This window comes from Paenibacillus lacisediminis, assembly GCF_046567315.2.
The window spans coordinates 370780-395782 of sequence record NZ_JBKIAX020000004.1 but is presented as its reverse complement, the minus strand read 5'-3'; the positions used below and the strand labels follow the sequence as shown (position 1 = coordinate 395782).

The following is a 25003-nucleotide window of genomic DNA, read 5'->3' as shown; positions in this document are numbered from 1 at the left end:
GGGCGTTCTTTTATTTTTTGTGACGATGGGGGGATAAAGGTATGGAGTTTGAGGAAGCGCATCAGGCGTTTATGGAATACCACTTGTCCCGCAGGACGGGGGAAAGGAAAGGCAGGTTGCTTCGCGGTCATCAATATGCCGAAAAACTGTTGCTGCAAAATGTATGGTGGCCGCTATTCGGCTCATTGGAACACCTGCATCCGGAGTACGAAGTTTACGATTGGAACCGAAAGTCACAGTTTCTCGATTTTGCCTTTTTGCCGGCCTTCGGTCGGTTTGGGCTGGAATGCGACGGTTATCAAAGCCATGTCAAGGACATGGATCGCGAGAAGTTCAGCTATGCGCTGAACAGGGACACGTTTTTAACCGGGATTGGCTGGAAGATGATTCATTTTTCCTTTGATGATATTCAAAGGCGCCCCGAGGTGTGCCAAATGCTGCTGCAAATGGTGATTAGTCCTCGTCTTCTACGGAAAGGCAGTGATCGGCCATTACCCGTCACGGAAAAGGAGATTCTCCTCTTAGCCTGGAGACTGGGACGGCATGTTCGCCCCAAGGACGTGACCGATGCGTTTGATATCGATTTCAGAACCGCCCGCAATCGGCTGCGTTCCCTTACGGCCAAAGGATTGCTGGCCCCTATCGAAACGGGACGTGGGGTTCGCGGATACGAGCTCCGGGAACTGGCATTAAACTATCTTCACTAGGCTTAAAAGATCAGCACAGCAAAAAGGAGCTGGGGAGCAGAAGGAGCGGGTTGGATTGCCATGCTAGGCGTGCAAGAAACTTGCAGGAGGTTCGCAACTTATGTTTGACTATAATCGTCTATTTTCTATATAGGTGTGGCCTGGAACCAAGTGGTTTAGGGGAATATCCTTCTGTGGTAGAATATAGAAATATTGCTTGATTAGAATGGTGATGTTCGGCGACACTGTGTAAACAATTTGTTATGCATTTAGTGTTGTTTTGGCTGGGCATTATTTCCGCTGTGGATTTTGAAGGATAAGAAATTGCGAAGCAAGGAACTAGGTTGCGAAGTAAAGAACTATCTATGAACAAGATAAACAAGAAGCAAAGGGGGAGCAACATGACGGTGGCGGAGGAGCCTGTTGTGCGGGTTCAGGGTGTGAGCAAGACGATCGGCTCCAAGACGTTGATCGATGCTTTGACGTTGGACATTCCGGCGGGGCAGGTTTACGGGTTTTTGGGGCCGAACGGGGCCGGGAAAACGACGACGATTCGCATGATGGTCGGGCTGATGTCGATCTCGAAGGGTGATATTTTCATTCAAGGGGCCAGCATCAAACATCATTTCGAGCAGGCGATTTCGCATGTGGGGGCGATCGTGGAAAATCCGGAGATGTACAAGTTCCTGACCGGGTACCAAAATTTGCTGCACTATGCCCGGATGTCGCCGGGGGTGACGAAGCAGCGGATATGGGAAGCGGTTGAACTGGTGGGCCTGGATCGCCGAATCCACGACAAGGTGAAAACCTATTCGCTGGGGATGCGCCAGCGGCTTGGCGTCGCTCAAGCGATCCTGCACCGGCCCAAGCTGCTGGTGCTGGACGAGCCGACCAACGGCCTTGACCCGCAGGGGATTCGCGAGCTCCGCGATTATTTGCGGACGCTGGCCCGCGAGGAAGGCACGACCGTGTTTGTATCCAGCCATTTGCTTGCGGAAATGGAGTTGATGTGCGATACGGTGGCCGTGATTCAGCAGGGGCGGCTCGTCGACGTCAAACCGCTGCGTACGGAAGGGGAAGCGGAACAAGGACGGGAAATGGCCTTCGAGGTCAGCGACGCGGAGCGGGCCGCCGAGATTATCGGTGCCGGTCGCGCCCAAGGCGGCCGCTTTATCGTCACGGCGGACCGCACCAAGGCCGCGGAGATCAATGCCAAGCTGGTCACGGCGGGCATCTCCGTTTATGAAATCCAGGCGTTGACGCGTTCGCTGGAGGATCAATTTCTGGAGCTTACGGGAGGTGGGCGCATTGAGTAATTTTTGGAGGCTCGTCCAGAACGAGAATATGAAAATATACCGCCGTTTGCGCACCTGGATCATGGCCGGGCTGCTGGTTCTGCTGACGTTCCTGTTTGGGATTTTGTATACGCTGGATGGAGGAACGTCCACGCTCAGCGCCTGGGACGTCGTGGATCAGCTCACATTCCTGTATTATCTGGTCGGCATTTTCTCCGCCATCGCCGCCGCTGATGTGGTGGCCGGAGAATTTACGTGGGGAACGATCAAGCTGCTGCTGATCCGTCCTTGGACCCGCACGAAGGTGCTGGCTTCCAAACTGTTGGCCGTGTTGCTGTTTACGCTGGCGATGTCGGCGGTATTTTTTGCCGCGGCGCTGGCGGTCTCTTTTCTCATCTATCCGAACATGCCTTCGGCCTTGTTTCCTGAAGGGAAAAGCCCGGCCTTGTCCATCCTGGAAAATTGGCTGTACGACTACATAAAATTTCTCGTGATCACGATTTTTTCATTCATGCTGTCCACCGTTTTTCGCTCCAGCGGCCTGGCCATCGGTTTATCGATTTTCATTTTGTTTGCCGGTGACCTTTTCGCGATGCTGTTTAATCCGGTGCGTTTTCCGTGGGCCAAATACATCCTGTTCACGAACATGAATTTAAGCCAATACTACGGCGGGCGGATAGGTCCTGCCGGGATGACCCTGGGCTTTTCGGCGGCGGTTCTGGCTGCGTATGTCGTGCTGTTTCTTCTTATTTCCTGGCTAGTGTTCAAAAAAAGGGACGTTGCGGCATAACCCTAAAAAGTAAAGTTCCCATTTGCTTCTTCATGCCGGCGGGAGTATTCTCGCATGCTCGGGCTGGGTTCCCAGACTTGGGGCCCGCCTAGGGATTATCCCGCTTCCGGCTCCACTGATTTTTTACGATTCTCTTTAGCGCTCATGGGAGCGGGAGCAGGAGCAGGAGCAGGAATAGGGGCGGGGGCAGTCGGTTCCATTTTGCTCGAGCCGTTGAGCTGCCCGCCTTCGAGAATGATCAGCTTGGCAACATCGACATTTCCTTCGACCTGGCCGTTGCTCGTAATCGTCAGCTTCCCCCCGGTTAAAATATCACCGACCACCTTGCCGGCCACGATCACTTCGCCGCCTTGAATATTCGAGTGGGCTTCTCCGGTCTCGCCGATCACGATCTGCCCGAGGCACTCGATTTCACCGCTGAATTTTCCTTCCAGGCGCAGGTTGGACTTGCACTCCAGCTTGCCTTCGATGCTGCTGCCCTGGCCGATTAACGTGTCGGTGAGTCCTGCTGGATTTTTCCTGTCTTTTAACATGGTTCACTTCAGCCTCCATCACTTAGAATAGTTACCTCAAATAGGGTAGGGGATCGATGGTTTTTCCGGCCTTCACGATTTCAAAATGAAGATGCGGCCCGGTGCTGCGCCCGCTGCTGCCCAGCTTGCCGATTTGCTGTCCTTTGTCCACCGTATCCCCTTCAGAAACGCCGATCTCGTTCAAATGCAAATACCGGCTTTGCAGGCCCCCGGGATGTTCGATCACGATATATCTCCCGTGCGAGCTGTCTTTGTCGGTCGTGGTGACTTTGCCGGCTCCGGCGGCGTAAACGGGATCACCGAGCTTGCCGCCGATATCGATGCCGGCATGAAAAGCGGCCCGGCCGGAAAAAGGATCCGTCCGGTACCCGAAGTTCGAAGTCAGCCGCGTGGAAAGCGTGGGCCATTCCGAAGGGGTGCCGGAAATGGTGTATTGCGTTTGCCTTGCTTTTTTGAGCGTAACCGGGACGTTTTTCTCCATTTCATCAAGCATGTCGCTCATCATCGCAAAATCGTCGCCCGTCTCCCGGGCAAGGGCTTCGATTTCATTGTCGTGTACCGCGATAAATTCGCCGCCGATTCCGCTGGCCGCAAGCGAATCCTGCGAATCGTCCCGGGATAGGGAAGACAGTTTGCCCAGTTCCTTTGAATCGCCGTACTTATCGATAAATTTCTGCAGCTGGGCCTCCAGCTCCGCTACGCGTTCCATGCGTTCCATCATCTCCTGGGACTGTCCGGAAAGCGCGATCACTTCATTTTGCAAGCGCTGAATCGCTTCGTTTTTGTCGGTAACGACTGCTTCAAAAGTGATGGTTTGCGATTTTAATTGTTTTTCCAACCTGGAAACATGATGGTTCGATTGAATTTGCAGGCTGACGATCAGACCGGAAATCGACAGCAGCGCCAGCAGCGGGACGGCAACAACGAGCGGCTTGGAAACTTGAACCTGCTTGACGGGCTGGTTGGCGTCCCGAAGGACAAGCAGCGTCATCCGGTTAGGGTTCGGCAAGCTTACACTCCTCATGGCATCTCCTTCCCTACTTCTCGAGTTGGTTCTATATCTTATCTATTCCTATGACTCTTAAATCATGTCAAAAATGTAATCCCTGTCTGATATAAATCATGTCTTCCGCACAAGCTGTTCTCATGGTACGCGATGAATAAACCAGCGGCCGAATGGTTAATGCTGATGGCTAGGGGAGGCTGCATCTATGATCTGGTTGCTTGTAATTTTACTTATGTACATCGCTCAAATTGCTATGATTCTCATTTTGGAGTTCAGGAACCCTAGCAAGGCCGTGGCGTGGATGTTTATTTTGCTCCTCTTTCCGTTTGTCGGCTTCATTACCTATTATTTTGTGGCGAAGGATTACACTAAACGTCAATGGCTGCGGCTCCGCGCTCAGCCACCGTTTCCCGATGCCCAAGCGAAGCTGCGGAAGCGGATCTCCATCGTGAGAACGGCCGAAGAGGCGCATAATCCGGCTTTCCAATACCACAAAAGATTGTTTGGGCTGCTGACCCATTGGCCGAAAAATCCCATCACAGGGCGCAATCTAACGCAGGTGTACTCGGACGGCGAGACGGCTTTTTCCGCCATGCTGGAGGAAATGGAAAAAGCGAAGGATCACATCCATTTGCAATTTTACATTTTTCGGGCCGACGGCATTGGCGCGAAATTTCAAGAGGTCATGATCCGGAAAGCGAAGGACGGGGTAAAAGTACGGCTGCTTTGCGACGGTTTGGGCAGTTACCTGCTGCGGGCTTCTTTTGTCCGAAGGCTGCGCGCGGAGGGGGTGGAGGTTTATTTTTTCCTCCCGCCGCTGATCGCTTTGCAAAGCCGCCGGTTGAATTACCGCAATCATCGCAAAATTATCGTTGTGGACGGAACCGTTGGCTTTGTGGGCGGTCTGAATGTCGGGGACGATTATTTGGGGCTGTACGAAAAAACCGGATACTGGCGAGATACGCATTTGCAGCTGCGCGGCGATGCCGTTTATTTTTTGCAAATGACGTTTTTGCACGACTGGCGGCTGGCTTCCGGCAAGCGGATCGATGAACGGGGCTTGTTTCCCGACCACTGCTGCGAGGGCAGGGAGCAGGTGCAAATTTTAACGAGCGGCCCGGGTCAGCCGAGGAACAACATCCGGGAGATGTGCTTTGGCGCGATGTCGGTGGCAACCCGGAGAATTTGGATCACATCCCCTTATTTCATTCCGGACGAGGCAGTTTATACGGCATTAAAAACGGCGGCTCTCAGCGGAGTGGAAGTGATCGTGATTTTGCCGTATCACGCTGATCACCGGCTGGTCAAGCTGGCCTCGCTGTCGTACGTTGAGGAACTGCTGGCCGCCGGGGTAAAGTTTTATCAGTATACAAAAGGTTTTATCCATGCCAAAGTCCTGTTGGTCGATGACCTGCTGGCTTCCGTCGGAACGGCGAATATGGATATGCGCAGTTTTTTCTATAACTTTGAAATGACCGCGCTGCTGTTCGATCAAGGACCGATCGCCAGACTGGTGAGTGATTTCGAACGGGATATCGCCGACTCAGTCCCCATTCGTCTTACGGAATTTGCCCGGCGTTCGCGGTGGCAAAAAGGGAAGGAACTGCTGGCGCGTTTGCTGTCGCCTTTAATGTAGCGGTTGGTTAGGCCTTCACCGGACTACGCAAATGCTGCAAAATCATCTTGACGGACTGGGGCGGGACGGCCGCGAGCAAATCCCCGCGCTCCTTCAGGCGCCCGCCGATGTTCAGCAGGTTGAAGTCGGACGGCTTGGGATCCTTGCGCACCTCCTCCCAGGTCAGAGGCGTCGAAACGCTGGCCGCGGCGCGGGCTCTCGGCGTGTAGGGCGCGGCCAGGGTTTTGCCGCCATAATGCTGCAGGTAGTCGAAATAGATTTTGTCGCCCCGGTCCTTTTTTAACCGTTCGATGGTGAACAGGACCGGATGTTTTTCGGTGACGTAACGGGCGACAAAATGGCCGATGGAGCGCAGTTCATCGAAGGTGACACCGTACTCGACGGGGACGATGATCTGCACGCCGGTGGCGCCCGACGTTTTGGGCACGGAGGCAAGCCCCAGGGAAGCCAAAACATCGCCGACGATGGCGGCCGCCTCCATAATCCGCGGCTCCTCCTCCCGGGACGGATCGAGGTCGATCATCCATTCGCAGGGCAGGCTTTCGCCGACGTAATGCAGCGAAGGGTGAAATTCGATGCAGGCCAAATTGCCGAGCCAGAGCAGGACGGGCAAGCTGTCCATCACGATGTACCGGATGTTTTCGTGCAGCTCCGTGCGCACAAATGGCGGGAGCGGTTCGGGGGCGTTTTTCTGGTAAAAAAATTTGCCGTGGATCCCGCCGGGATAACGGATCGTTGTCAGCAACCGGTTTCTGCAGTATTTCAGCAGGTAAGGCGACAGCTCGGCGAGCTTCTCCAAATAAATCCGTTTGGTGATGCCGGCTTCCGGCCAGAGCAGCTTGTCGGGATTGGAAACGGACACCTCTTGGCCATCGACACGGATCGTTCCTTTGATCGTTTTTGGCATACGCTTGCGGATAGCTCCTTTCAAACGGGGCGGCCGGGGATGCATCATCCAGGCATACGGGCCACAGGCCACAGGCCGGGTTCCCCCGCAGATTGTTACCTCTAGGCTTGCCTGGGGGAGCGGAAACTATGAGCCGGCAGGAGAATGGAGCTTGACGGCCAAGGGTAAACTTGGAAACGTAAAGCTGCACACATCTTTGTGACGGATGGAGGCAAACATTCATGGATCTAACACCGGTCGCGCCGTTTGAGCCGATTCGCAGCGAAACGATCCCGCAGGGGGAAAACTGGGTGGCCCAGGTAAAATGGGATGGCGTACGGATACTGACCTACTATGACGGGCGGGAAACGCGCCTTATCAACCGCAAAGGCAACGACCGGACGGCGCAATATCCGGAATTCACCGACATCTCTTCGTACTGCCGGGCAAACTCGGTCATCCTTGACGGGGAGATGATCGCTTTATCCGGGGGCAAGCCCTCTTTTCATGAAATCATGCGGCGCGACAGCCTGCGGCGGGAACGGGAAATCCGCTTTGCGAGCGGACGGATTCAGGCCATTTACATGATTTTTGATGTTTTATACTACGGCGGCGACTGGGTGACCGGGCGTACGTTGGCCGAACGCCAGCTGCTGCTGCAGGAGATCATCATTCCCGGCGACCGGGTGCAGCTCGTACCCAATACCCGGGACGGGCAGCTTCTGTTTAACCTGATGAAAGAGCGGGGCTGGGAAGGCATCGTCTGCAAAAAGCTCGACAGCCCCTACCAGATCGGCGGCAAAGACGGCAGATGGGTCAAACGGAAGCTGGCCCGGGACCTGTATGCGGCGATCGGGGGCGTTACGTACCGGGATGGCATCGTTAACGCGATATTGCTCGGCTTGTATGATGCCGAGGGGCGGTTTCTGTACATCGGACATGCAGGGACGGGAAAATGGACGGTTGAGACATGGCGTGAGTTAACCGCCAAGATCCCGGGACTGGCCGTGCCGGACCGGCCGTTTTACAACGTTCCCGAACGCATCAAAGGGGCCGTTTGGATTCAGCCGGCCCTGACCGTAAAAGTGCAATTTCTGGAATGGACGCCCGGCGGAACGATGCGTCATCCGATCATCCAGGGATGGGGGGGCGTCCCGGCGGAGGAATGCAGCGTTTCGCAAAGCATGTAGCATCGGTGTATCCGGGAGCGGGACTTCGCTTTAAGCAAGGCTCCTTCAGCGGCAACCGTAGTCCCTGCATGCCCAGCTGACCGGTCAGCCATCGGCGGCAGTCCTTGGGACGCCCAGCTGACAGGTCAGCCATTGGCGGCAGTCCTCGGAACGTTGGCTCCCCTAGCGGCAGTGACTTTCCCGGGGCGTTGCCGACTGGCCGGTTATTCGGCTTTCGGTTTGGCGGGGCTTTTGCGCTTTGGCTTCGGTTTAACCGCAACGGTTGGCCTTCCTCCTGTTTCCGCTTTTCCCGTTGCTGTGCCTCTCGCTGCAGTGTCCCCCACTGCTGCCCCTCCCGTTACCGCGCCTTCCTCCAGCTGGGCTTTGGCTTTTTTGGCGGCGGGCTTGCGTGTCCGTTTGGCCGGGGCGGGACCGGGGTCGGTCGCGACCGGTTTGACCGCCTCGATGCTGGCCTGCAGCGCGGCCATCAGGTCGATGACGTTGGTCTCCGGTTTCGCCGGAGCCAGACTGATCTCCTCGCCGGACACCTTATGCTCGATCAGCTCCAGCAGCGCCTCACGGTAGTCGTCCGTATATTTTTCCGGCTCAAACGGGGTGGACAGCTGCTCGATCAGCATTTTGGCCATCGTCAGCTCTTTGTCGTTGACTTGAACCGTTTCCGGGAGGTTGGGGACTTGGGAGAGCGGCCGGATTTCATCGGGATAAAAAATCGTCTCCACCGCCAGGCATCCCTCCAATACCCGAATCGCCGCCAGGCTGCTTTTGGAGCGGATGGCGATTTTGGCGATGCCGATTTTCCCCGACTGCTTCATCGCTTCGAGCAGCAGCTGGTAGGCGTTCGAGCCCGCCTGATCGGGCGAGAGGTAATACGTTTTTTGAAAATAGATCGGATCGATCTCCTCCAAATCGACGAAATCGAGAATGGTGATCGTTTTTTCGACGTGATCGTTCAACTGCTCGAGCTCCTCTTTTTCAAACAGGACAAATTTCCCTTTTTCATATTCATAACTGCGGGAAATTTCCTCCCAGTTGACATCGACATCGCATGTCGGGCAGCGCCGGACGTAGGAGATCGGACTGCCGCAAACTTTGTGGATATATTTCATGGAGATGTCCTTATCCTCGGTGGCGGAAAACATTTTGACGGGAACATGGACCAGCCCGAAGCTGATCGCCCCTTTCCAGACGGTATGCATGAGGAGATTGCTCCTTTCTTTATCGGCGTTAGGCGATTTATACACGTTTATGTGGTTAATGCGGCTGAATTGGTTACTCGGTTGGGCATGAAACGCTCGTAGGTCTTATTATGGTTTTAAAATATTTTTCTATTAGCGGGGGTTGCGACCAGGGCGACCGCTCATTTTCATGAAATAAAGCACGGCGCCGGGAACCGGAGTGTCGGGAGTCATTCACTTGGGAATTTTGGACTTCAGGAGCAGGTTTATGGAACAATGTACCCTCATGAGGCGATCCGTCAGTGCGTTGCGGAGGATAATTGCAAAAGATGCAGGTACTTTCCCGAGCTGAGTTGCTTTTTTCGAAATAACTGCAAAAGGTACAGCTACTTACGGCTTAAGCCGGTATATTTATCAAACTCGCAAATATTAACTGTACTTTTTGCAGCTATTGAGGCATTTGCCAAAGGAATCGGACGAGATAACTGCAGCTTTTGCAGCTAATCACATCCGAATGGTATTAGGCTTGTTGCTCGCCGCTCATCAGACCACTAGCGTTTCATAAACTCTTGCACAATTTGTAGCCCTGATACTGATACTTTCCAGTACTTTCCGGATTTCCGCAATGGCTCAGGTTCTGAATCGAAACTATCGTCCGCCAGAGATCTAACGGTTGTAGCAGTGGCTATTTTACGAAAAAAGGCCTTTTCTAAATTTTAACGGTTGTGAGCGCCGTTATTTGCCTAAATCTAAGCAAAATTGCCTGGGTTTAAGTGAAATAAGCGCCATGGCAACCGTTACAATTTGAAATCAACGTTTTTGGAACAAATAACGGTTGTGGCAACCGTTAGAATAGTTGTGTGGTTAGAAATGTAGCTTGTCAGACACCTCACACTGAAAAAAATCCGGTAGAATACGCTCAAATCGCCCACTTTGCATACTACCGTGCCTCATCTATTGGAAATATCCAATCAGGCTACGGTATTTACCATTAATTTTATGATTCTATTGGAGATTTCCAAACATAACAACTGTATTGGACAGCATGCTTCATGGTTGCGGGGGCTTCGGCGGACCGATATAATGGGGACATACGTTTTTTTGCGATCGTTTCATCCGGCGGAGTGTAAGGAGCGGCTTCTTAAAGGGACACCGCACCTTGCTAACTCGCTTAAAGGTGGTTGACATGGTGGAGTTTGATGACAAGCCTTTCGCTTCGTATGTTTATGAAGCCGAGGATCTGCACGGAACGGAAAAACTGGCTGCTTACTTGGCCCGGCAAGCGCTGCCGGGAACGGTGATTGCCCTGGACGGGGATTTGGGGGCGGGGAAGACGGCGTTTTCCCAATTGTTTGCGAGACACCTTAGGGTTTCGGATACAGTCAACAGTCCGACGTTTACGTTGATCAAAGAGTACGAGGGCCGGTTGCCGTTTTATCATATGGACGTATATCGGTTGTCGCTGGAAGAGGCCGAGGAGTTGGGGCTCGACGAGTATTTCTATGGGGCGGGCGTTTCTCTGGTGGAGTGGGCCAGCCTGATTGAGGAGCTGCTTCCGGCGAATTTGCTGCAAATCTATATCGAAACCGTGTCGGCCACGGCGCGGAAAATGCATATTAAAGGGCGGGGCGAACCCTATGAAGCGTGGGTATCCGCCCTGAAAGAGAATGGGGTTTCCTGAACATGAACAACAATTACGAACAGCGGCCGCAGCAGCGGCTTTTGGCGTTTGACACCTCGACGTCGTCGCTTGCGGTAGCGGTCATGGAGGATGGCCGGCTGCTGGCGGAGCGGAGCATGCACGCCGAACGGGATCATTCGTCGCTTTTGGTTACGGCGATCGGGGAATGTTTGGACGCGGCGGGGCTGTCCAAACGGGATTTGACCGGGATCGCCGTCGGGGTCGGGCCAGGCTCGTACACCGGAATCCGGATTGCCGTCACAACGGCCAAAACTTTGGCCTGGGCGCTCCGGATTCCAGTTTATGGCGTCTCGAGCCTGGAGGCGCTGGCGCTGGGCGGCTGGGCCGGCGCCAGCGACGCCGCTAACAGCAAAGCCGGCGCACTTGCCGGAGCCGCCGGCGTAGCCGCCGCTCCCGCCGCCGCGGACCGCGGCTACGCCGGCGGCCACTGGATCGTGCCGCTGGTGGACGCGCGGCGCGGCCAAGCCTATACGGCGCTGTTCGCCGTGCCAGCGGCCGGCGGGTGGCCGCAGCGGCTCGCACCCGACGCCATCCGGCTCACGGACGGCTGGGCCGGCGAGCTGTCGCAGCGCCTGACCGCACTGGAGCCGGATGAAAGACCGGCCGCCGTGTGGTTTGTGGGTGAAACCGCAAAACACGAGGCGGCGCTCGGCCAACTGCGTTCCGCCGCCATGCCGCAGGTCCATCTGGTTCCCTACGAGCTGGAAGGCGTATGGATGGGAATGGCCGGCGTGAAGCGGCTGCGGACGCATCCGGCAGACGAAGTTCATTCGCTTGAGCCGAATTATACCCAGTTAGCCGAAGCGGAAGCCAAGCGGCTGCGCAACGGGTAAAGGGGGAAGCGGACATGATCTCAAGGAAAACGGAGCATCTCCAGCCCGAAAACATCGGCTTCCGCACCATGAAACTGGAGGACATCCCGGATATTATGGTCATTGAGCATGAAGCGTTTACGTTGCCCTGGAGTGAAGAAGCGTTTCGCAACGAATTGACTCAAAATCAGTTTGCCCGCTATTTGGTGCTGGAACATAACGGCAAGCCGATCGGCTATGCCGGCATGTGGACGATCGTGGATGAAGCCCATGTGACGAATATTGCGGTAAGAACCGCGTACCGCGGTTTGCATTTGGGGGAAAAGCTGCTCCGCCGTATGATGAAATGGGCGATCGAGCTAGGCATGGTAAGGATGACGCTGGAGGTCCGCGTTTCCAACGAGGTGGCGCGGTCGCTTTACGGCAAAATGGGTTTTTCCCCCGCAGGGGTAAGAAGAGGGTATTATTCCGATAATCATGAGGATGCGCTCATCATGTGGTGCGAGTTGCCGAAGCGGCCGCACCGAGCAGGCACGGAAGGAAGCGGATGGTATTGATTCACGAACAGGATTGCTATATTTTGGCGGTGGAAACGAGCTGTGACGAAACTTCCGCCGCCGTTGTCAAAAACGGGACCGAGGTGCTGTCCAATTTGATCGCCAGCCAAATCGAAACGCACCGCGCCTTCGGCGGCGTGGTGCCGGAGGTGGCCTCGCGCAAGCACGTGGAGAGCATTACGCGCATCCTTGAAGAAGCGGTTCGGGAGGCGGGAATCCCGCCGGAGTCGCTGTCCGCGATTGCCGTTACCGAGGGACCGGGACTTGTGGGCGCGCTGCTCGTCGGCATTATGGCGGCGAAAAGCCTGGCTTTTGCCCTCGATAAACCGCTGATCGGCGTGCATCATATCGCCGGGCATATCTACGCCAACCGCTTGATGGAGGACATTTTGTATCCGTCCATGGCGCTTGTCGTTTCCGGCGGACATACCGAGCTGGTGCTGATGGAACGCGAGGGCAGCTTTAAGCTGCTGGGCCATACCCGCGATGATGCCGTAGGGGAAGCGTATGACAAAGTGGCCCGGGCGCTTGGTTTTCCGTATCCGGGCGGGCCTTATGTGGACAAGCTGGCCGGCGAAGCGGCCGAGGCGGAGGCCGAGGAGCTTCCGCGGGCGTGGCTGGAGCCGGATTCCTACGATTTCAGCCTGAGCGGGTTAAAATCCGCCGTGCTGAACGCGGTGAACCAGCACCGGATGCGCGGGGAGGACGGCTATCAGCCGGCCATCGCCCGCGGCTTTCAGGAATCAGTGATCGAAGTGCTGGTGGAGAAGGCCGTGCGCGCGGTACGGGCGACCGGTTCGCGCCAGCTCCTGCTTTGCGGCGGAGTTGCCGCGAACCGCGGCCTGCGTTCCGCGCTAAGCGAGCGCTGCGCCAGCGAGGGGATTTCCCTGCTCATTCCACCGCTGGCCTATTGCACGGACAACGCGGCGATGATCGGCGCTGCCGCTTACTTGAAATGGAAAAGCGGGGAATTTTCCAGCCTTGGGCTGAAGGCCGAGCCTTCATTGTCGCTGGAGGGCTGGTCTGTTCAAGCGGATAACTAAATCAATATAAAAAAAACAGCTGTGCCATAGACCGTTCCCAGGAATTCTATGGTACAGCTGTTTTTGCGTAGTGCCCATCGGCAAAGATCCTAGCGGTTTTCCCCTGCATCCGCCGCTTCGGCCGCGGCCGCGGTTTCTTTGATGCCGGGGGTAAGGACCGCTGCCGAAGCTGCGGAGGCGCCGCCGCTCATTTTGCTCGTTCCTTCAAAAATACTGCCTTCTTCAATGGACAGTGCCGTCGCTACGATATTTCCGTATAGCTTGCCTTTGGACGTAATCGACAGCTTGCTTTTGGCTTGCACGTTGCCGTAGACTTCTCCGGCGATAATGATATTCCTGGCCAGAATGTTGGAGTGGACCATTCCTTTTTCCCCAACCGTAACGTCCCCTTCGCATTCGATGTCGCCGGTAATTTGCCCCTCGACGCGGATGCTGGCATCCGACTTGATTTTTCCTTCAAAAACGCTGCCTTCGCCAATTAATGTATCGGTTGTGTTCGGGTCGAGCCTCTCGGGCTGCCTATTGCCTCTTAATTTCATTTAGAATCTTCCTCCCTGGATTTTCTTAAATACAGCTCAGGATCAACCGTAGATCCGTTTTTCTCAACTTGAAAATGCAAATGCGGCCCCGTGCTTCTGCCGGTCGATCCCATTTCCGCGATCTTTTCGCTTTGTTTGACGGAATCTCCTTTTTCCACTTCAATTTTGCTTAGGTGCATATAAATCGTGGTGAGCCCTGAAGGATGGGAGACCGTTATGTAATTACCGCGCCCGCTGTTATATCCCGCATCCGTCACTTTGCCGTCCGCGGCGGCATATACTGGGTCCCCAACCCCGCCGCCAATATCGAGGCCTTTGTGCAGCTCATGGCTGCCGCCGTCAAAAGGGTTGTCCCGCTCGCCGAATCTCGACGTAACACGGACTGATTCCGTCGGCCAAAAAGTCGGCAAAATGACCATCATTTTTTTGTACTGCTGCAGCGATGATTTGGTCTGTTCCAGGCGCTGCTGCAATTTTGGCATTTCATTTAACGAGGTGGTGATGCTTTCCTTGGTTTCCTCCACTAGAGAAGCGATGTCCCGTTCCGATAAAGGGATCGCATCGCCGCCCACGCCGCCTGCTGCCAGAGCTTCCGTTTCGATGTTTTGGGTTAAAGAAGCGGAATTGGTCTTGGTTTTCTGAATGACGCCGTCTTCGGTAATCGACTTCAGTTCTGTCTCCAATTGCTCCAATTCGCTCATTTTTGATTCGATCGTTTTGGATTTTTCGGAAAGCTCCATCAGCTCGGACAGCAGCCGGTCAATCTCCTTCTCCTTATCGACGACCGTGCTTTGGAACTGGTCCGACGAATCGGAAAGCTCCGCTTCCAGCGAGCCGATGCGGCTTGTGTGGCTGCGGTTGACGACAAATAAGACCAAAACTGAGCAGAGCAGCACGGCTGCGGCGATCAGAACGGCCAGTAAATGAGTAAAATGAAATTTAAAGCGGAATACGGGATTTGTCCCTTCGGGTACGACCAGCATAGTATATCGCCGGGTTAAGCTTTTTTTGAATCTTCCCCTCATGTTATCCTCCTGTCATTCTAACGCCAATATATCTAATAGGACAAAAGTCATTATTTGAACTTGCCTCTACAATTATTTCGGCAAAATGTTCCAAATCCCTCTACTGTTAAAAAATTGTTCGTTTTTTCACCATTTAAGCAGGAATTTGTCGAAGACGGGGAATGAGCGAAATTCTACCGGTCATTTTTTTGCCCGGGAAAACGCCGGTTTGCCTGTAAAACACTCGCGCAGCTGGTGTATAATGATGGAAATAAGAACAGACTTCGGGCATCCTGCCGAGATGGGGGAGCATGATGAAACCGTTAAAAAGGTCGAAATTGCGGATCTGCTTAGGGACTTGCTACTATCGAACGCGGCGTTACTTAGAATGGTGGCTCGGTCCGGACAAGCCGGCTAAGCTGCGGGAAGCTGCGCTTTTTCCGCATCGTATTTTTCGGCATGAAACGATTTTGCTCAGGCAGCTCAAGGACGTCGATATGCAGCTACAGTACAACAAGATAATTAACCTTAAGTTGGCCGTAAAGAACATTGACGGGCTGATTATCCGGCCGGGGGAGACTTTTTCGTTTTGGAGAGCGGTGGGCAAGCCGACCCGGAGAAGAGGGTATGTGAACGGTATGGTGCTGCACTACGGGAAATTCAAGCAGGGAGTAGTACGTCACGGAAAACCACGCGCTGATGATGTATGAACCGCTGCTGGAATCTGGAAATGGAAAAGAAGACGGAAGGAGTCTGGCCTAATGAGCTACAAAAACACGTTTATTCGGGTTTCACCCGATTGTCCTGCAGACAAGGCCATTGTTCCTGAAGCAGGGAAAAAGGGAAAGCCGATTCATATGATCCAGTATGAGCTGCTGTTGGAGGCGCCTTACCGATACAATCATGAGGAACTGATTTTCGAGGTGCATGTCCGCCACAAGGGCATTCCCGAGGAAGCGCTTCGCGAACGCAGGCAGGAGCTTTGGGACGAATTGTTCAGCAAACCTCATGCTTGTATGCGGGCTTCGGCTCTTCCGAAAAAGTACGGGTGGGGTGTTCATTACGATGATCAAGGAAAAATCGCCCTCTATGGCGTGGATTCCCCCGAATACCGCAAGTTCTGCGAACCGCAGGACGGCCGGGTCAAACTGATTGACGGGATGCGCAGCAGCCGGAAGTAATTAGCAACAAGCAGCAAGTAACAAGTAGCAAGTAGCAAGTAACAAGTAGCAAGTAGCAAGTAGCAAGTAACAAGTAGCAAGCAACAAGTAACAAGCAGCAAGTAACAAGCAACAAGCAACAAGCAGGAGTAAGCAGCTTGACCGGCCAATGAACCCTGCTTCGCAAACCTAACGGACTACAGCGCCTTTATTTCGGCGAAATCCGGAGTTTTCGAAACGTAACGGACACCACAGACCTTATTTGGCGTTTAGGCGTGCGAATTTGGCCTATTTCGAGTAAATAAGAGCCCCTCAGTCCGTTAGAAAATGAAACTCCGTTTTTTGCGGCCGATAAAGGCTCTCGTGTCCGTTAGCCGCATCGGCCGGCCTGCTGCCGCCTTATTATGAAGTGTTCGTAGGCCAAGAGGAGAAGGAGAAACGAAATATGGAAGAGATCAAAGGCACATTAATTACGGTGGAAACGCTGCGTTCGGATTTGGTACGCCTGGGCGTGCGGGAGGGAGCGACGCTGCTCGTTCATTCCTCTTTTAAATCGTTAGGGGAATGGGTATGCGGAGGGCCTGCCGCCGTCGTCCTTGCCCTGGAGGAAGCGGTGGGGGAAACGGGCACGATCGTGATGCCGACCCACAGCGGCGATTTGACCGATCCGTCCGGCTGGGGGAATCCGCCGGTGCCTGAGGCGTGGTGGAAGACGATCCGCGAGCAAATGCCCGCGTACGATTCTTCGCTGACGCTCCCGCTCAAGATGGGCGTCATTCCGGAAACGTTCCGCAAGCAAAACGGAACCCTGCGCAGCGAGCATCCGCTTTATTCCTTTGCCGCCCGTGGCGCTCACGCGGATCGCATTGTCATGGAGCATTCCCTCGCGTACGGGCTTGGGGACGAGTCGCCTCTGGGCCGAGTGTATGATCTGCACGGAGACGTGCTGCTGCTCGGCGTCGGGCACGGCAACAACACCTCCATCCATTTGGCGGAATGCCGGTCCGACTACCCGGGCAAAACGAAGCTCATCAACAAGGCCCCGATGAAGGTTAACGGCGTAAGACGTTGGGCCGAATTCCCGGACGTCGCCTACGATTCTGACGATTTTGAACGGCTGGGGGCGGATTTTGCGCAGGCTACAGGATTGGTGAAAAAGGGGAAAATCGCCGGGGCCGAGGCGATGCTCATGCCCCAGCGCGAATTGGTCGACTATGCCGTCCACTGGCTTACGCGCCATCGAACGGAGCCGGGAGTGTAAAGCTAGACATGTTTGGTTGCCGGTGAGATCATTCGGCCGCAGGCCCGGATTCCACTTCGCCGTCCCAACTCAGCATGCCGCCGCTGTAGTTGTGAACCCGCTCAAACCCGTTATGCCGGAGGAAACGAGCTACCTCAAAACTGCGGCTGCCGCTGCGGCAAATCAATACATAGTCCTTGCCGGGATCAAATTCCTCCAGCCGGTTCGGGATCTCGCCCATCGGGATCAACGGGACGCCGGGAATGTGGCCGGCTTCGTATTCGAAAGGTTCCCGGACATCGATAATGACCGTTTGGTCATCCGGGTTTTGCAGTAAAGCTTGCAGTTCATCTTTGTTGATATGGGAAATGCCGTCGATGATTTCGCTCATGGGAAGCGCCTCTTTTCTAGTAGAATGTTCATGCCTGGTCCGGAACTAATGAAAAACGTCCATGCTTAGATAACGTTCACCGTTATCTGGGGCGATGCACAAAATGCGTTTGCCGGTCCCAAGCTTTTTGGCAAACTGCAGCGCCGTCCACACCGAAGCCCCGCTGGAGGGACCGACGAGAATGCCTTCCAGGGCCGCCAGACGCCGGACGGTGTCCAACGCGTCTTCATCGCTGACCTGGACGATTTCGTCATATACTTCGGTGTTCAGGATCGGCGGGATGAAGCCCGGGCTTGTTCCCACCAGTTTATGCGGTCCCGGCCGGCCTCCGGACAGCACGGGAGAGCCTTGGGGTTCGGCGACAACGATGGAGATGCCGGGAATATGTTCGCGCAAATATTCCCCTGTGCCCGTGATCGTCCCGCCGGTTCCCGCGGTGGCGATGAACAGGTCCAATCGGCCGTCCATTTGCTGTACGATTTCCGGACCGGTCGTCAGCCGGTGGATTTCCGGGTTGGCCGCGTTTTGGAACTGCTGCGGCATAAAGCTGCCCGGGATTTGAGCGTGAAGCTCCCGGGCTTTTTCGATCGCCCCGGGCATGCGGTTTGCTGCCGGTGTCAGAACGACTTCGGCGCCATACGCCTGCAAGATGGCGATCCGCTCCTTGGTCATGTTATCCGGCATGACCAGAATCGCCTTATAGCCTTTGGCCGCCGCATTCATCGCCAGACCGATGCCGGTGTTGCCGCTGGTCGGCTCGATGATCGTGGCCCCCGGCTCCAGCAGGCCGGCTTGTTCCGCGGCCGCGATCATATGGAAGGCGGCGCGGTCTTTGACGCTGCGGCTCGGATTGAAATATTCCAGCTTTACAAAAACCTCGGCATCTTGCTCTCCCGCCAGCCGCCCCAATTTAACGGCCGGGGTGTCCCCGATCAGCTCGGTAATATGATTTACTGCTTTACTGGTCATGTCGTGGCGGCACCTGCTTTCCGATAACCATTATTTTTTAAATCCATCTTTAGCTGTAGCTGTCTTTGTTTATTTTATCGGGTTTCGGGGCAATTGGGCAACTCGAAGTAACAAAAGTCACTGCGCAAAAAGATCCTCTGTGTTAATGTACACGCACAGCGTAGAAGGGTTCAGCGAGAACTCTTCTTTTTTTTTACACTCATGGACGAAAAAAGGGGGGGCTTTAGTTGGCGAGGTTTCAGACGGCAAATGAGGAGATAAAGAGCGGGCATAAGGCATGGCGCTTTCCGTAAGGCTGCCTCTGCCCGCCCGCTAATTTTCCGGCATATCCAGGATCGGATACCTTGACAAGGTTACCAGCTGGATAAGGCGGAGCGTTTCCACGTATCCTTGGCGACGCAAACGTAAACATAATTTTCATCCCAGGCGATCTCCCCCGGGTTGCCCGGCGCATTGGCGGAGGCGGGAGTCTGGGATTGCTGGACCCGGATGCTGTCTCCGTTTACGTCGAGTGCGGCTTGCGGATCGTTGGTCCCGATCCCGACATGGGCGTCGTCGCGTTTGATCGTCAGGGCGCTGTCGATAGCCTCTCCCTGATCGGAATAGCGGACGATATTCAGATCGGCCCCGGAGTTGTTGCCTTTTTGCTCCACGCTGTTGGCTTTGACGCTCCAAAGCGGCGTCGTTGCGTTATCCTTCCCGTTTTTGGCAAACTCCAGAACCCGGTTTCCTTCCCCGGCAACCCGCAAAATCCCGTCCATCACGTTGAAATTCGAGGAATGGGTGCGAATCTCCGCGACATCGGTATCATAAGGAATTTCTAAGCGGGTGAACAGCTGGTCTTTATTTTCCCCATCAGGGGACATCGTCGTTTCGATCGATATATGCTTATGATCGTGCTGCTCCGGGTTGTTGGCCTTGTCGTGCGAGATGATAGCGGTCTTGTCCTTCCCTTCCTCATCGGCCCAAGCGATCGCCGGTTTGGCCCGATCCGCCGTCCATTGCAGCCGGATCAAATCGGACAGATGCCCTTCCTCTTTGACCCATTTCTGATCCGTCGACAAATGAATCCGCTCGTTTTGCGGAAAAGCGAGCCCTCCGCCCGGGAGCTTGGATTCCGTAAAGGCTGGAGCTGTGGATGAAGCGTCTTGCGTCGCGCCAAACACTTGGCAGCCTCCCAGAAAAGCAAGGCCGGCTCCCAATGCGGCCAGTGAAGCGGCTTTGACAAGTTTCATTCATTTCTCTCCTTTTCGGCAATCTTTTACAGCTTTTTCTATTTTTCGCTCTATTCGATCATAAAGAGTTTAAAACCAGGAGGGCAATAGGCATTTCGGATGGTTTGCAGGCGGGAGGCGAGCGGCGAAGCGGCTTAACGGAAAAGCGGGAAAAAAGAATCAGTAACTTGACAGGAGGAAATGGCATGAAAACGAAGTCCGAGGCATCAAAATTCACAAAATACGTCATTTTGCTTACGTTGAATCCCGGGAAAAGCCTTGACGAGGGGCTGATCCGCGGACATGTGGCCCATTTAAGGGAACTGGACAGGCTGGGACATTTGGTCATGTGCGGTCCGTTTACCGACTATAAAGGCGGGATGATCGTCATCGAAGCGGACACGATCGAGCAGGCTCGGCAAATCGCCGAACGCGATCCGTTCGTGAAATCGGGAGCCGAGAACTATGAGCTTCGAACCTGGGAAATATCGTGCGAAGAAAACCGGCATTTGGGAATGGGATAATGGAAGGGGAAGAAAAAAGTCTGATTTTGTCAAGATGTGGACAAGGTTATCCACAGATTGTTGGCTAAATTTATGAAAAAATAATGAAAGCTTGCCTGTCAGCTTATGATTACGTTTGCGGAAATAACCTGCGTTTGTTTTCTGAAAACTGTGGATAATGTGAATAAGTTGGTGGATAATTAGGCGTTTTTGTGAAAAAACCTAGTTTACCCGCAAAAAAACGGCCCTGAAGGCCGTTTTAATGTAAAAATGATTCAGGATAATGTGGATAAGTTTGTGCATAATTTGCTTTATTGTTTTCGTTTTGTAAAATAAAAAAATTTTGTGAAGGTGTCGTAAAATCCATCTTACGCTTCGGCTAAAGCTTCCCATTCCTCATAAGCGGAAGACAACTGCTCCTTGTGCCGTTCGATGGCCGATTGACGTTCCTGAACCGCCATGTAATCCTGGTAAACCTCAGGCAGCGCAAGCTCGCTCTCCAAGGCGGCGATGTCGCCTTCCAGCTTGGCGATCGTTTCCTCCAGTTGCTCCAGCCTCCGCTGCCGGTTGCGTTCTTCGCGTTTGGCCTGCTTGTCGGCTTCATAGGAAGCGGCTCCTGATTTCTGGGCGGCGGACGCCTGGTCCGCCGCAGGAACAGCCCGGTTGGCCGCGCCTGCTTTAACCTCGCCGGCTCCGGCTTTTTCCGCGGCAAGCTCCGCAAGTTCCTGCTTCTTCGCCAAATAATCGTCGTAATTGCCCAGGAAATGCTCCGCTCCGTTTGGATGCAGCTCCACGATGCGCTCCGCGATTTTGTTCAGGAAATAACGGTCATGGGATATGAACAGCAGCGTGCCGTCATATTCAAGCAAAGCGGACTCCAGAACCTCTTTACTGAACAAATCCAAGTGGTTGGTCGGCTCGTCGAGAATTAGGACGTTTGCTTTTTGCAGCATCAGCTTGGCGAGCGCGACCCGGGCTTTTTCGCCGCCGCTTAACGCCGCTACCTTCTTCAGCACGTCTTCGCCGCTGAACAGGAAGTTGCCGAGCACGGTGCGAATGCGCGCCTCCTCCATATGGGGGAAGGCGCTCCACAATTCTTCAAGCACCGTATTGCCCGGATTCAGGTTGGTCTGTTCTTGATCGTAAAAGCCGATTTTTACCTTGGCGCCCCAAGTGATTTTTCCGGCGGCAGGCTTCAGATCCCCGGTCAACATTTTAAGCAGTGTCGATTTCCCGATGCCGTTGGGTCCGATCAGAGCGACCGTCTCTCCGCGCTGGAGTGAAAAGGAGACGTTTTGGAACAACGGCTTCTGCTTGTTTTCGAACGAATATACAAGATGATCGGCCTGCAGCACGTCCTTGCCGCTCATGACCTCGGCTTCAAAGGAGAAGTTGGCTCTTTTCAAATCGCCCTGCGGGCGGTCGATGACGTCCATCTTTTCCAGCATCTTGCGCCGGCTTTGGGCCCGTTTGGTCGTAGAGGCTCTAACGATGTTCCGTTGAATAAAAGCTTCCATCCGGGCGATTTCGTCCTGCTGTTTTTCATATTGCTTCATTTGGCTCTCGTATTCCGCCGCCTTAAGTTCGATAAACCGGCTGTAGTTCCCGGTGTATTTGCGCGATTGATGACGTTCGATTTCGACGATGGAGGTGACCAGCCGGTCCAAAAAATAGCGGTCATGGGACACGACCAGCAGGGCCCCGGAATAATTCCGCAAATAATCCTCCAGCCAGGTCAGCGTTTCGATGTCCAAATGGTTGGTGGGCTCGTCAAGCATCAGCAAATCGGGCGCCTGGAGCAAAATCCGCGCCAGCGCCAACCGGGTCCGTTGTCCGCCGCTTAAGGTAGAGATGACGGTGTCCGGCGGGAAAGCTCCGAAACCCATACCGTGCAGAACGCTGCGGATGCGGGTTTCGATCTCGTAGCCGCCATGATCCTTAAACCAGTCCGATTTGAGCGCATAACGGTCGAGCAAATCCTGATGCGCTTTCTCGTCCCGGGCCAGCCCGGGATCGGCAATCTGCTCTTCCATCCGCCGCAGCTCGCGCTCCGTCTCGATCAGCGGAGCAAAGACGGCGAGCATTTCCTCCCAAATGGTGCGGTCCGACTGCAGCCCGCTGTTTTGCGCCAGGTAACCGATCGTTGTTTCCTTCGCTTTGAAGATTTGACCGCCATCATAGGATAATTCACCGGCTAAAATTTGCAGAAATGTCGATTTGCCGGCACCATTGACACCAACGAGACCAATGCGGTCCCGTTCCAGCACTTGCAGGCTGATACCTTCCAGTACGGGGGTAACTCCGTATAATATTGTGATGTTCGTAGCTTGAAGCAGCATATCCGATTCTATCCTCCAAAAACATTATCATTAGAACATGATCATTATATTTAGTGTACATGAAACGAACGTTAAATGCACCGCTCATTGAGGGAACATACGGCCGGTTTGCCTTTTACGGTCAGTTTTCATTTTCATATAACAATGATAAACTAGTTCATAGAGATAACTCGACTTTTTTTGCATAATCAATGATGATATGCGCACTTATGCCGCGTACGGAAGGAGACGAGGGATGGAGCTTGCGGAAGCGAAACAAGAGCTGCGCCGGCGGATGGCCCAAGTTCGGGCAAGCATCCCTGAAGCCGCGCGAGCGGAGCAGTCGGCGGCTGCGGCAGTCTGGGCCGAGCGGGACGTGCTGAATCCGCTGCGCCAAAAACGGGGCGGCCGGCTTAACGTGATGAGTTACGTGTCTTTCCGGGACGAACCCGATACACGTCCGCTGATCCGCAGTTGCCTTGCGCAGGGAGACCGGATACTCGTTCCCAAAATCCGCGAGAATCGCCTGCTCTCCCTGCACGAAATAAGCACGGAAGCGGATTTGGTTCCTGGCACCTGGGGCATTCCCGAACCGGGGGATGAATCGCCGGTTTGGCCGCCTGCCCGGTATCCGGAGCTCGATTTCATCCTTGTGCCGGGGCTGGCCTTTGATCGCAGCGGAGGTCGGATCGGCTTTGGGGCGGGTTATTACGATCGGCTGATCGGGGAATTGGCGGAGTACAGCGGAGGAACGGGCCGGGTGGTCCTGACCGCGCTGGCGCTGCAGGAGCTGATCGTTCCCGGCAAGGTTCCGATGGAGCGGCATGATTTTAGGCTGGACCTGCTGTTTGCGGCAACCGGAACGATATATATGAAGGAAAGTAGTGATAAGCTTGATGAACTCGGAATCGGGACAAGGGATGACTCACTTTAATGAGCAAGGCAGAGCCCGTATGGTGGACATTTCCGGCAAGACGGCGACCGTCCGCGTCGCCGTGGCCGAATCGAAGATTTCGATGCTTCCCTCTACGCTTGAAGCGATAAAACAAGGCCGGGTTGGCAAAGGGGACGTTCTCGCCGTCGCCCAGGTGGCCGGGATTCAAGGCGCGAAACGGACGTCCGACTGGATACCGATGTGCCATCCCCTGCCGCTTACGGGCGTGGATATCACGTTCACCGATAATGGACGGGACGAGCTGTATGTGGCGGCCACGGTGAAAACGGAAGGGAAAACCGGCGTCGAAATGGAGGCGCTCACAGCGGTTTCCGCCGCAGCGCTTACCGTGTACGACATGTGCAAAGCGCTGCAAAAAGACATGGTGATCGGCCCAACGCTGCTTCGTTCGAAAACGGGCGGAAAAAGCGGAGATTACGTCCGGCCGTAAGGCTCGGCAGGGCTTAAGAATACGGAACTCAGCATTGATGATCCCAGCATGACCACTGAATTTGGAGTTCCTACAATGGATAAGGAGGGTGACTTCATGGTTTGGAAAACAGCGATCCTTACAGCGAGCGATAAAGGAGCCCGAGGCGAACGTGAAGATACGAGCGCCCAGGTTATCCGCGAACTGGTGGAAGAGGAATTGGGCGGCGAAATCGTGGAATACCGGATCGTTCCCGATGAGCCGGATGAAATTATTGCGGCTTTGATTGAAATGACCGATTATTTTCATGCGGATTTGGTATTCACTACCGGAGGAACGGAGCTGGCGATCCGCGACGTCACCCCGGAAGCGACGAGACGGGTCATCGAACGCGAGGTTCCGGGCATGGCGGAAGCGATGCGATATGCGGCGATGCAAAAAAATCCGGCGGCGATGTTGTTCCGCGGGATTGTCGGCATTCGCGGCCGCACGCTGATCGTCAATTTGCCGGGTACGCCGAAAGGCGTGCATGAAAATTTGGCGGCCATTATGGAACAATTGCCGGAAGCCCTGCTGATGGTAACCGGTCAATTCCGCTTGTAATCACTGCACTTTTACCGTCTTTTTTTGCCGGAATGTAAAATAAATGGACTGTAACTGTGACATTCGTTATGGTATGATGTGGGCGTGTGGTTAGAACCGTGTCATATCCCTGCCTATTTATTGGATATAGCGAAAGGAGACTGGTGCGATGAGCGCAGGCGGATTTTTATTGATTGTCATTGCGGCGTTGCTGCTGTTTGGACCGAATAAATTGCCGGATTTGGGACGGGCCGTAGGCCGAACGTTCCGGGAATTCAAAGAGGCGACGCGGGACATTGTTGACGATGTGCCGGAAGTGAAGCGGACGGAACCAGCCCCTGCCCGCGCCGAAAGCCCTAAACCGGAGGACCGCCGGCTCCCGGAATGAGCTCATGGCGGGAAGAGGAG

26 protein-coding genes and 1 pseudogene are annotated in these 25003 nt (G+C 54.5%); 17 read left to right on the top strand and 10 right to left on the bottom strand.

What is annotated here, in order from left to right:
- Window positions 1-41 precede the first annotated feature (41 nt).
- The 3 genes from ACLD72_RS10610 to ACLD72_RS10600 all read left to right on the top strand — a co-directional run bounded on the left by ACLD72_RS10610 (window position 42) and on the right by ACLD72_RS10600 (window position 2771).
- Window positions 42-707, top strand: a complete 666-nt coding sequence (locus ACLD72_RS10610) for a hypothetical protein (protein WP_410997178.1) — start codon at window positions 42-44, stop codon at window positions 705-707.
- A 380-nt stretch (window positions 708-1087) separates the two neighbouring features.
- Window positions 1088-2002: an ABC transporter ATP-binding protein gene (locus tag ACLD72_RS10605; RefSeq protein ID WP_410997180.1), complete on the top strand. Its 915-nt coding sequence runs from the start codon at window positions 1088-1090 to the stop codon at window positions 2000-2002.
- Entirely contained in the window at window positions 1995-2771 is a 777-nt protein-coding gene (locus ACLD72_RS10600; RefSeq protein WP_458475745.1) for an ABC transporter permease, read from the top strand. Before ACLD72_RS10605 ends, ACLD72_RS10600 begins: the two co-directional genes overlap by 8 nt.
- Window positions 2772-2866: 95 nt before the next feature.
- Here ACLD72_RS10600 and ACLD72_RS10595 read toward each other — a convergent pair whose 3' ends face one another.
- Both ACLD72_RS10595 and ACLD72_RS10590 read right to left on the bottom strand, forming a co-directional pair.
- Window positions 2867-3304, bottom strand: a complete 438-nt coding sequence (locus ACLD72_RS10595) for a bactofilin family protein (RefSeq protein WP_410997184.1) — start codon at window positions 3302-3304, stop codon at window positions 2867-2869.
- Window positions 3305-3335: 31 nt separating this feature from the next.
- Window positions 3336-4328 (bottom strand): peptidoglycan DD-metalloendopeptidase family protein, encoded by a 993-nt coding sequence (locus ACLD72_RS10590; protein WP_410997186.1) that lies wholly within the window; start codon window positions 4326-4328, stop codon window positions 3336-3338.
- A 187-nt stretch (window positions 4329-4515) separates the two neighbouring features.
- On the opposite strand from ACLD72_RS10590, the gene cls reads away from it, so the two are divergent.
- Window positions 4516-5946 (top strand): cardiolipin synthase, encoded by a 1431-nt coding sequence (gene cls / locus ACLD72_RS10585; protein WP_410997188.1) that lies wholly within the window; start codon window positions 4516-4518, stop codon window positions 5944-5946.
- A 7-nt stretch (window positions 5947-5953) separates the two neighbouring features.
- On the opposite strand, the gene ligD is transcribed toward cls, so the two are convergent.
- Window positions 5954-6853 carry a non-homologous end-joining DNA ligase gene (gene ligD / locus ACLD72_RS10580; protein ID WP_410997190.1) on the bottom strand — a complete coding sequence of 300 codons (900 nt, stop codon included), beginning with the start codon at window positions 6851-6853 and terminating at the stop codon, window positions 5954-5956.
- Window positions 6854-7074: 221 nt separating this feature from the next.
- Between ligD and ACLD72_RS10575 the strand changes: the two genes are divergently transcribed.
- Complete coding sequence (locus tag ACLD72_RS10575; protein ID WP_410997192.1) at window positions 7075-8022, top strand: ATP-dependent DNA ligase; 948 nt, start codon at window positions 7075-7077, stop codon at window positions 8020-8022.
- A gap of 203 nt (window positions 8023-8225) precedes the next feature.
- On the opposite strand, the gene ku is transcribed toward ACLD72_RS10575, so the two are convergent.
- The gene (gene ku / locus ACLD72_RS10570; RefSeq protein WP_410997194.1) at window positions 8226-9218 is read right to left on the bottom strand and encodes a non-homologous end joining protein Ku; all 993 of its coding nucleotides are present in this window, start codon (window positions 9216-9218) and stop codon (window positions 8226-8228) included.
- Between the two features lie 1168 nt (window positions 9219-10386).
- On the opposite strand from ku, the gene tsaE reads away from it, so the two are divergent.
- The 4 genes from tsaE to tsaD are packed head-to-tail and all read left to right on the top strand — an operon-like array spanning window position 10387 to window position 13311.
- Window positions 10387-10878 (top strand): tRNA (adenosine(37)-N6)-threonylcarbamoyltransferase complex ATPase subunit type 1 TsaE, encoded by a 492-nt coding sequence (tsaE, locus tag ACLD72_RS10565; RefSeq protein ID WP_458475744.1) that lies wholly within the window; start codon window positions 10387-10389, stop codon window positions 10876-10878.
- Window positions 10879-10880: 2 nt separating this feature from the next.
- Complete coding sequence (tsaB, locus tag ACLD72_RS10560; RefSeq protein WP_410997198.1) at window positions 10881-11732, top strand: tRNA (adenosine(37)-N6)-threonylcarbamoyltransferase complex dimerization subunit type 1 TsaB; 852 nt, start codon at window positions 10881-10883, stop codon at window positions 11730-11732.
- 14 nt (window positions 11733-11746) lie between these two features.
- On the top strand, window positions 11747-12268 hold the full coding sequence (rimI, locus tag ACLD72_RS10555; protein WP_410997200.1) for a ribosomal protein S18-alanine N-acetyltransferase: 522 nt from the start codon (window positions 11747-11749) through the stop codon (window positions 12266-12268).
- Window positions 12259-13311 carry a tRNA (adenosine(37)-N6)-threonylcarbamoyltransferase complex transferase subunit TsaD gene (gene tsaD / locus ACLD72_RS10550; RefSeq protein ID WP_458475743.1) on the top strand — a complete coding sequence of 351 codons (1053 nt, stop codon included), beginning with the start codon at window positions 12259-12261 and terminating at the stop codon, window positions 13309-13311. Before rimI ends, tsaD begins: the two co-directional genes overlap by 10 nt.
- Before the next feature lie 89 nt (window positions 13312-13400).
- On the opposite strand, the gene ACLD72_RS10545 is transcribed toward tsaD, so the two are convergent.
- The gene (locus ACLD72_RS10545) at window positions 13401-13850 is read right to left on the bottom strand and encodes a bactofilin family protein (RefSeq protein WP_410997203.1); all 450 of its coding nucleotides are present in this window, start codon (window positions 13848-13850) and stop codon (window positions 13401-13403) included.
- Window positions 13847-14875, bottom strand: coding sequence for a peptidoglycan DD-metalloendopeptidase family protein (locus ACLD72_RS10540; protein WP_410997205.1), 1029 nt, complete (start codon window positions 14873-14875; stop codon window positions 13847-13849). Before ACLD72_RS10540 ends, ACLD72_RS10545 begins: the two co-directional genes overlap by 4 nt.
- Window positions 14876-15165: 290 nt before the next feature.
- On the opposite strand from ACLD72_RS10540, the pseudogene ACLD72_RS10535 reads away from it, so the two are divergent.
- From ACLD72_RS10535 to ACLD72_RS10525, 3 genes and pseudogenes are all read left to right on the top strand, one after another.
- Window positions 15166-15528: pseudogene (locus ACLD72_RS10535) on the top strand (VanW family protein); the annotation flags it as partial.
- An 87-nt stretch (window positions 15529-15615) separates the two neighbouring features.
- Window positions 15616-16035, top strand: a complete 420-nt coding sequence (locus ACLD72_RS10530) for a DUF6157 family protein (RefSeq protein WP_410997206.1) — start codon at window positions 15616-15618, stop codon at window positions 16033-16035.
- Between the two features lie 424 nt (window positions 16036-16459).
- Entirely contained in the window at window positions 16460-17275 is an 816-nt protein-coding gene (locus ACLD72_RS10525) for an aminoglycoside N(3)-acetyltransferase (protein ID WP_410997420.1), read from the top strand.
- Between the two features lie 28 nt (window positions 17276-17303).
- On the opposite strand, the gene ACLD72_RS10520 is transcribed toward ACLD72_RS10525, so the two are convergent.
- The 3 genes from ACLD72_RS10520 to ACLD72_RS10510 form a co-directional block, all read right to left on the bottom strand.
- Window positions 17304-17645, bottom strand: a complete 342-nt coding sequence (locus ACLD72_RS10520; RefSeq protein WP_410997208.1) for a rhodanese-like domain-containing protein — start codon at window positions 17643-17645, stop codon at window positions 17304-17306.
- A 45-nt stretch (window positions 17646-17690) separates the two neighbouring features.
- On the bottom strand, window positions 17691-18614 hold the full coding sequence (gene cysK, locus ACLD72_RS10515) for a cysteine synthase A (protein ID WP_410997210.1): 924 nt from the start codon (window positions 18612-18614) through the stop codon (window positions 17691-17693).
- 353 nt (window positions 18615-18967) lie between these two features.
- Complete coding sequence (locus ACLD72_RS10510; RefSeq protein WP_410997212.1) at window positions 18968-19849, bottom strand: hypothetical protein; 882 nt, start codon at window positions 19847-19849, stop codon at window positions 18968-18970.
- 185 nt (window positions 19850-20034) lie between these two features.
- Here ACLD72_RS10510 and ACLD72_RS10505 point away from each other — a divergent pair, with 185 nt between their 5' ends.
- Window positions 20035-20352 (top strand): YciI family protein, encoded by a 318-nt coding sequence (locus ACLD72_RS10505; protein ID WP_410997214.1) that lies wholly within the window; start codon window positions 20035-20037, stop codon window positions 20350-20352.
- A gap of 347 nt (window positions 20353-20699) precedes the next feature.
- Here the strand turns inward: ACLD72_RS10505 and ACLD72_RS10500 are convergent, their stop codons facing one another.
- Window positions 20700-22670, bottom strand: coding sequence for an ABC-F family ATP-binding cassette domain-containing protein (locus ACLD72_RS10500; RefSeq protein WP_410997216.1), 1971 nt, complete (start codon window positions 22668-22670; stop codon window positions 20700-20702).
- Between the two features lie 235 nt (window positions 22671-22905).
- On the opposite strand from ACLD72_RS10500, the gene ACLD72_RS10495 reads away from it, so the two are divergent.
- From ACLD72_RS10495 to ACLD72_RS10480, 4 genes are all read left to right on the top strand, one after another.
- Window positions 22906-23583 (top strand): 5-formyltetrahydrofolate cyclo-ligase, encoded by a 678-nt coding sequence (locus tag ACLD72_RS10495; RefSeq protein ID WP_410997218.1) that lies wholly within the window; start codon window positions 22906-22908, stop codon window positions 23581-23583.
- On the top strand, window positions 23570-24034 hold the full coding sequence (gene moaC / locus ACLD72_RS10490; RefSeq protein ID WP_458475742.1) for a cyclic pyranopterin monophosphate synthase MoaC: 465 nt from the start codon (window positions 23570-23572) through the stop codon (window positions 24032-24034). Before ACLD72_RS10495 ends, moaC begins: the two co-directional genes overlap by 14 nt.
- Window positions 24035-24130: 96 nt before the next feature.
- Entirely contained in the window at window positions 24131-24616 is a 486-nt protein-coding gene (locus ACLD72_RS10485) for a MogA/MoaB family molybdenum cofactor biosynthesis protein (RefSeq protein ID WP_036625245.1), read from the top strand.
- A 148-nt stretch (window positions 24617-24764) separates the two neighbouring features.
- Window positions 24765-24983, top strand: coding sequence for a twin-arginine translocase TatA/TatE family subunit (locus ACLD72_RS10480; protein WP_251590525.1), 219 nt, complete (start codon window positions 24765-24767; stop codon window positions 24981-24983).
- Window positions 24984-25003 lie beyond the last annotated feature (20 nt).

Coding starts and splice junctions, on each gene's coding strand:
- ACLD72_RS10610 (WP_410997178.1), top strand. CDS start 42: ATGGAGTTTGAGGAAGCGCATCAGGCGTTTATGGAATACCACTTGTCC.
- ACLD72_RS10605 (WP_410997180.1), top strand. CDS start 1,088: ATGACGGTGGCGGAGGAGCCTGTTGTGCGGGTTCAGGGTGTGAGCAAG.
- ACLD72_RS10595 (WP_410997184.1), bottom strand. CDS start 3,304: ATGTTAAAAGACAGGAAAAATCCAGCAGGACTCACCGACACGTTAATC.
- ACLD72_RS10590 (WP_410997186.1), bottom strand. CDS start 4,328: ATGAGGAGTGTAAGCTTGCCGAACCCTAACCGGATGACGCTGCTTGTC.
- cls (WP_410997188.1), top strand. CDS start 4,516: ATGATCTGGTTGCTTGTAATTTTACTTATGTACATCGCTCAAATTGCT.
- ligD (WP_410997190.1), bottom strand. CDS start 6,853: ATGCCAAAAACGATCAAAGGAACGATCCGTGTCGATGGCCAAGAGGTG.
- ACLD72_RS10575 (WP_410997192.1), top strand. CDS start 7,075: ATGGATCTAACACCGGTCGCGCCGTTTGAGCCGATTCGCAGCGAAACG.
- ku (WP_410997194.1), bottom strand. CDS start 9,218: ATGCATACCGTCTGGAAAGGGGCGATCAGCTTCGGGCTGGTCCATGTT.
- tsaB (WP_410997198.1), top strand. CDS start 10,881: ATGAACAACAATTACGAACAGCGGCCGCAGCAGCGGCTTTTGGCGTTT.
- rimI (WP_410997200.1), top strand. CDS start 11,747: ATGATCTCAAGGAAAACGGAGCATCTCCAGCCCGAAAACATCGGCTTC.
- tsaD (WP_458475743.1), top strand. CDS start 12,259: ATGGTATTGATTCACGAACAGGATTGCTATATTTTGGCGGTGGAAACG.
- ACLD72_RS10545 (WP_410997203.1), bottom strand. CDS start 13,850: ATGAAATTAAGAGGCAATAGGCAGCCCGAGAGGCTCGACCCGAACACA.
- ACLD72_RS10540 (WP_410997205.1), bottom strand. CDS start 14,875: ATGAGGGGAAGATTCAAAAAAAGCTTAACCCGGCGATATACTATGCTG.
- ACLD72_RS10530 (WP_410997206.1), top strand. CDS start 15,616: ATGAGCTACAAAAACACGTTTATTCGGGTTTCACCCGATTGTCCTGCA.
- ACLD72_RS10525 (WP_410997420.1), top strand. CDS start 16,460: ATGGAAGAGATCAAAGGCACATTAATTACGGTGGAAACGCTGCGTTCG.
- ACLD72_RS10520 (WP_410997208.1), bottom strand. CDS start 17,645: ATGAGCGAAATCATCGACGGCATTTCCCATATCAACAAAGATGAACTG.
- cysK (WP_410997210.1), bottom strand. CDS start 18,614: ATGACCAGTAAAGCAGTAAATCATATTACCGAGCTGATCGGGGACACC.
- ACLD72_RS10510 (WP_410997212.1), bottom strand. CDS start 19,849: ATGAAACTTGTCAAAGCCGCTTCACTGGCCGCATTGGGAGCCGGCCTT.
- ACLD72_RS10505 (WP_410997214.1), top strand. CDS start 20,035: ATGAAAACGAAGTCCGAGGCATCAAAATTCACAAAATACGTCATTTTG.
- ACLD72_RS10500 (WP_410997216.1), bottom strand. CDS start 22,670: ATGCTGCTTCAAGCTACGAACATCACAATATTATACGGAGTTACCCCC.
- ACLD72_RS10495 (WP_410997218.1), top strand. CDS start 22,906: ATGGAGCTTGCGGAAGCGAAACAAGAGCTGCGCCGGCGGATGGCCCAA.
- moaC (WP_458475742.1), top strand. CDS start 23,570: ATGACTCACTTTAATGAGCAAGGCAGAGCCCGTATGGTGGACATTTCC.
- ACLD72_RS10485 (WP_036625245.1), top strand. CDS start 24,131: ATGGTTTGGAAAACAGCGATCCTTACAGCGAGCGATAAAGGAGCCCGA.
- ACLD72_RS10480 (WP_251590525.1), top strand. CDS start 24,765: ATGAGCGCAGGCGGATTTTTATTGATTGTCATTGCGGCGTTGCTGCTG.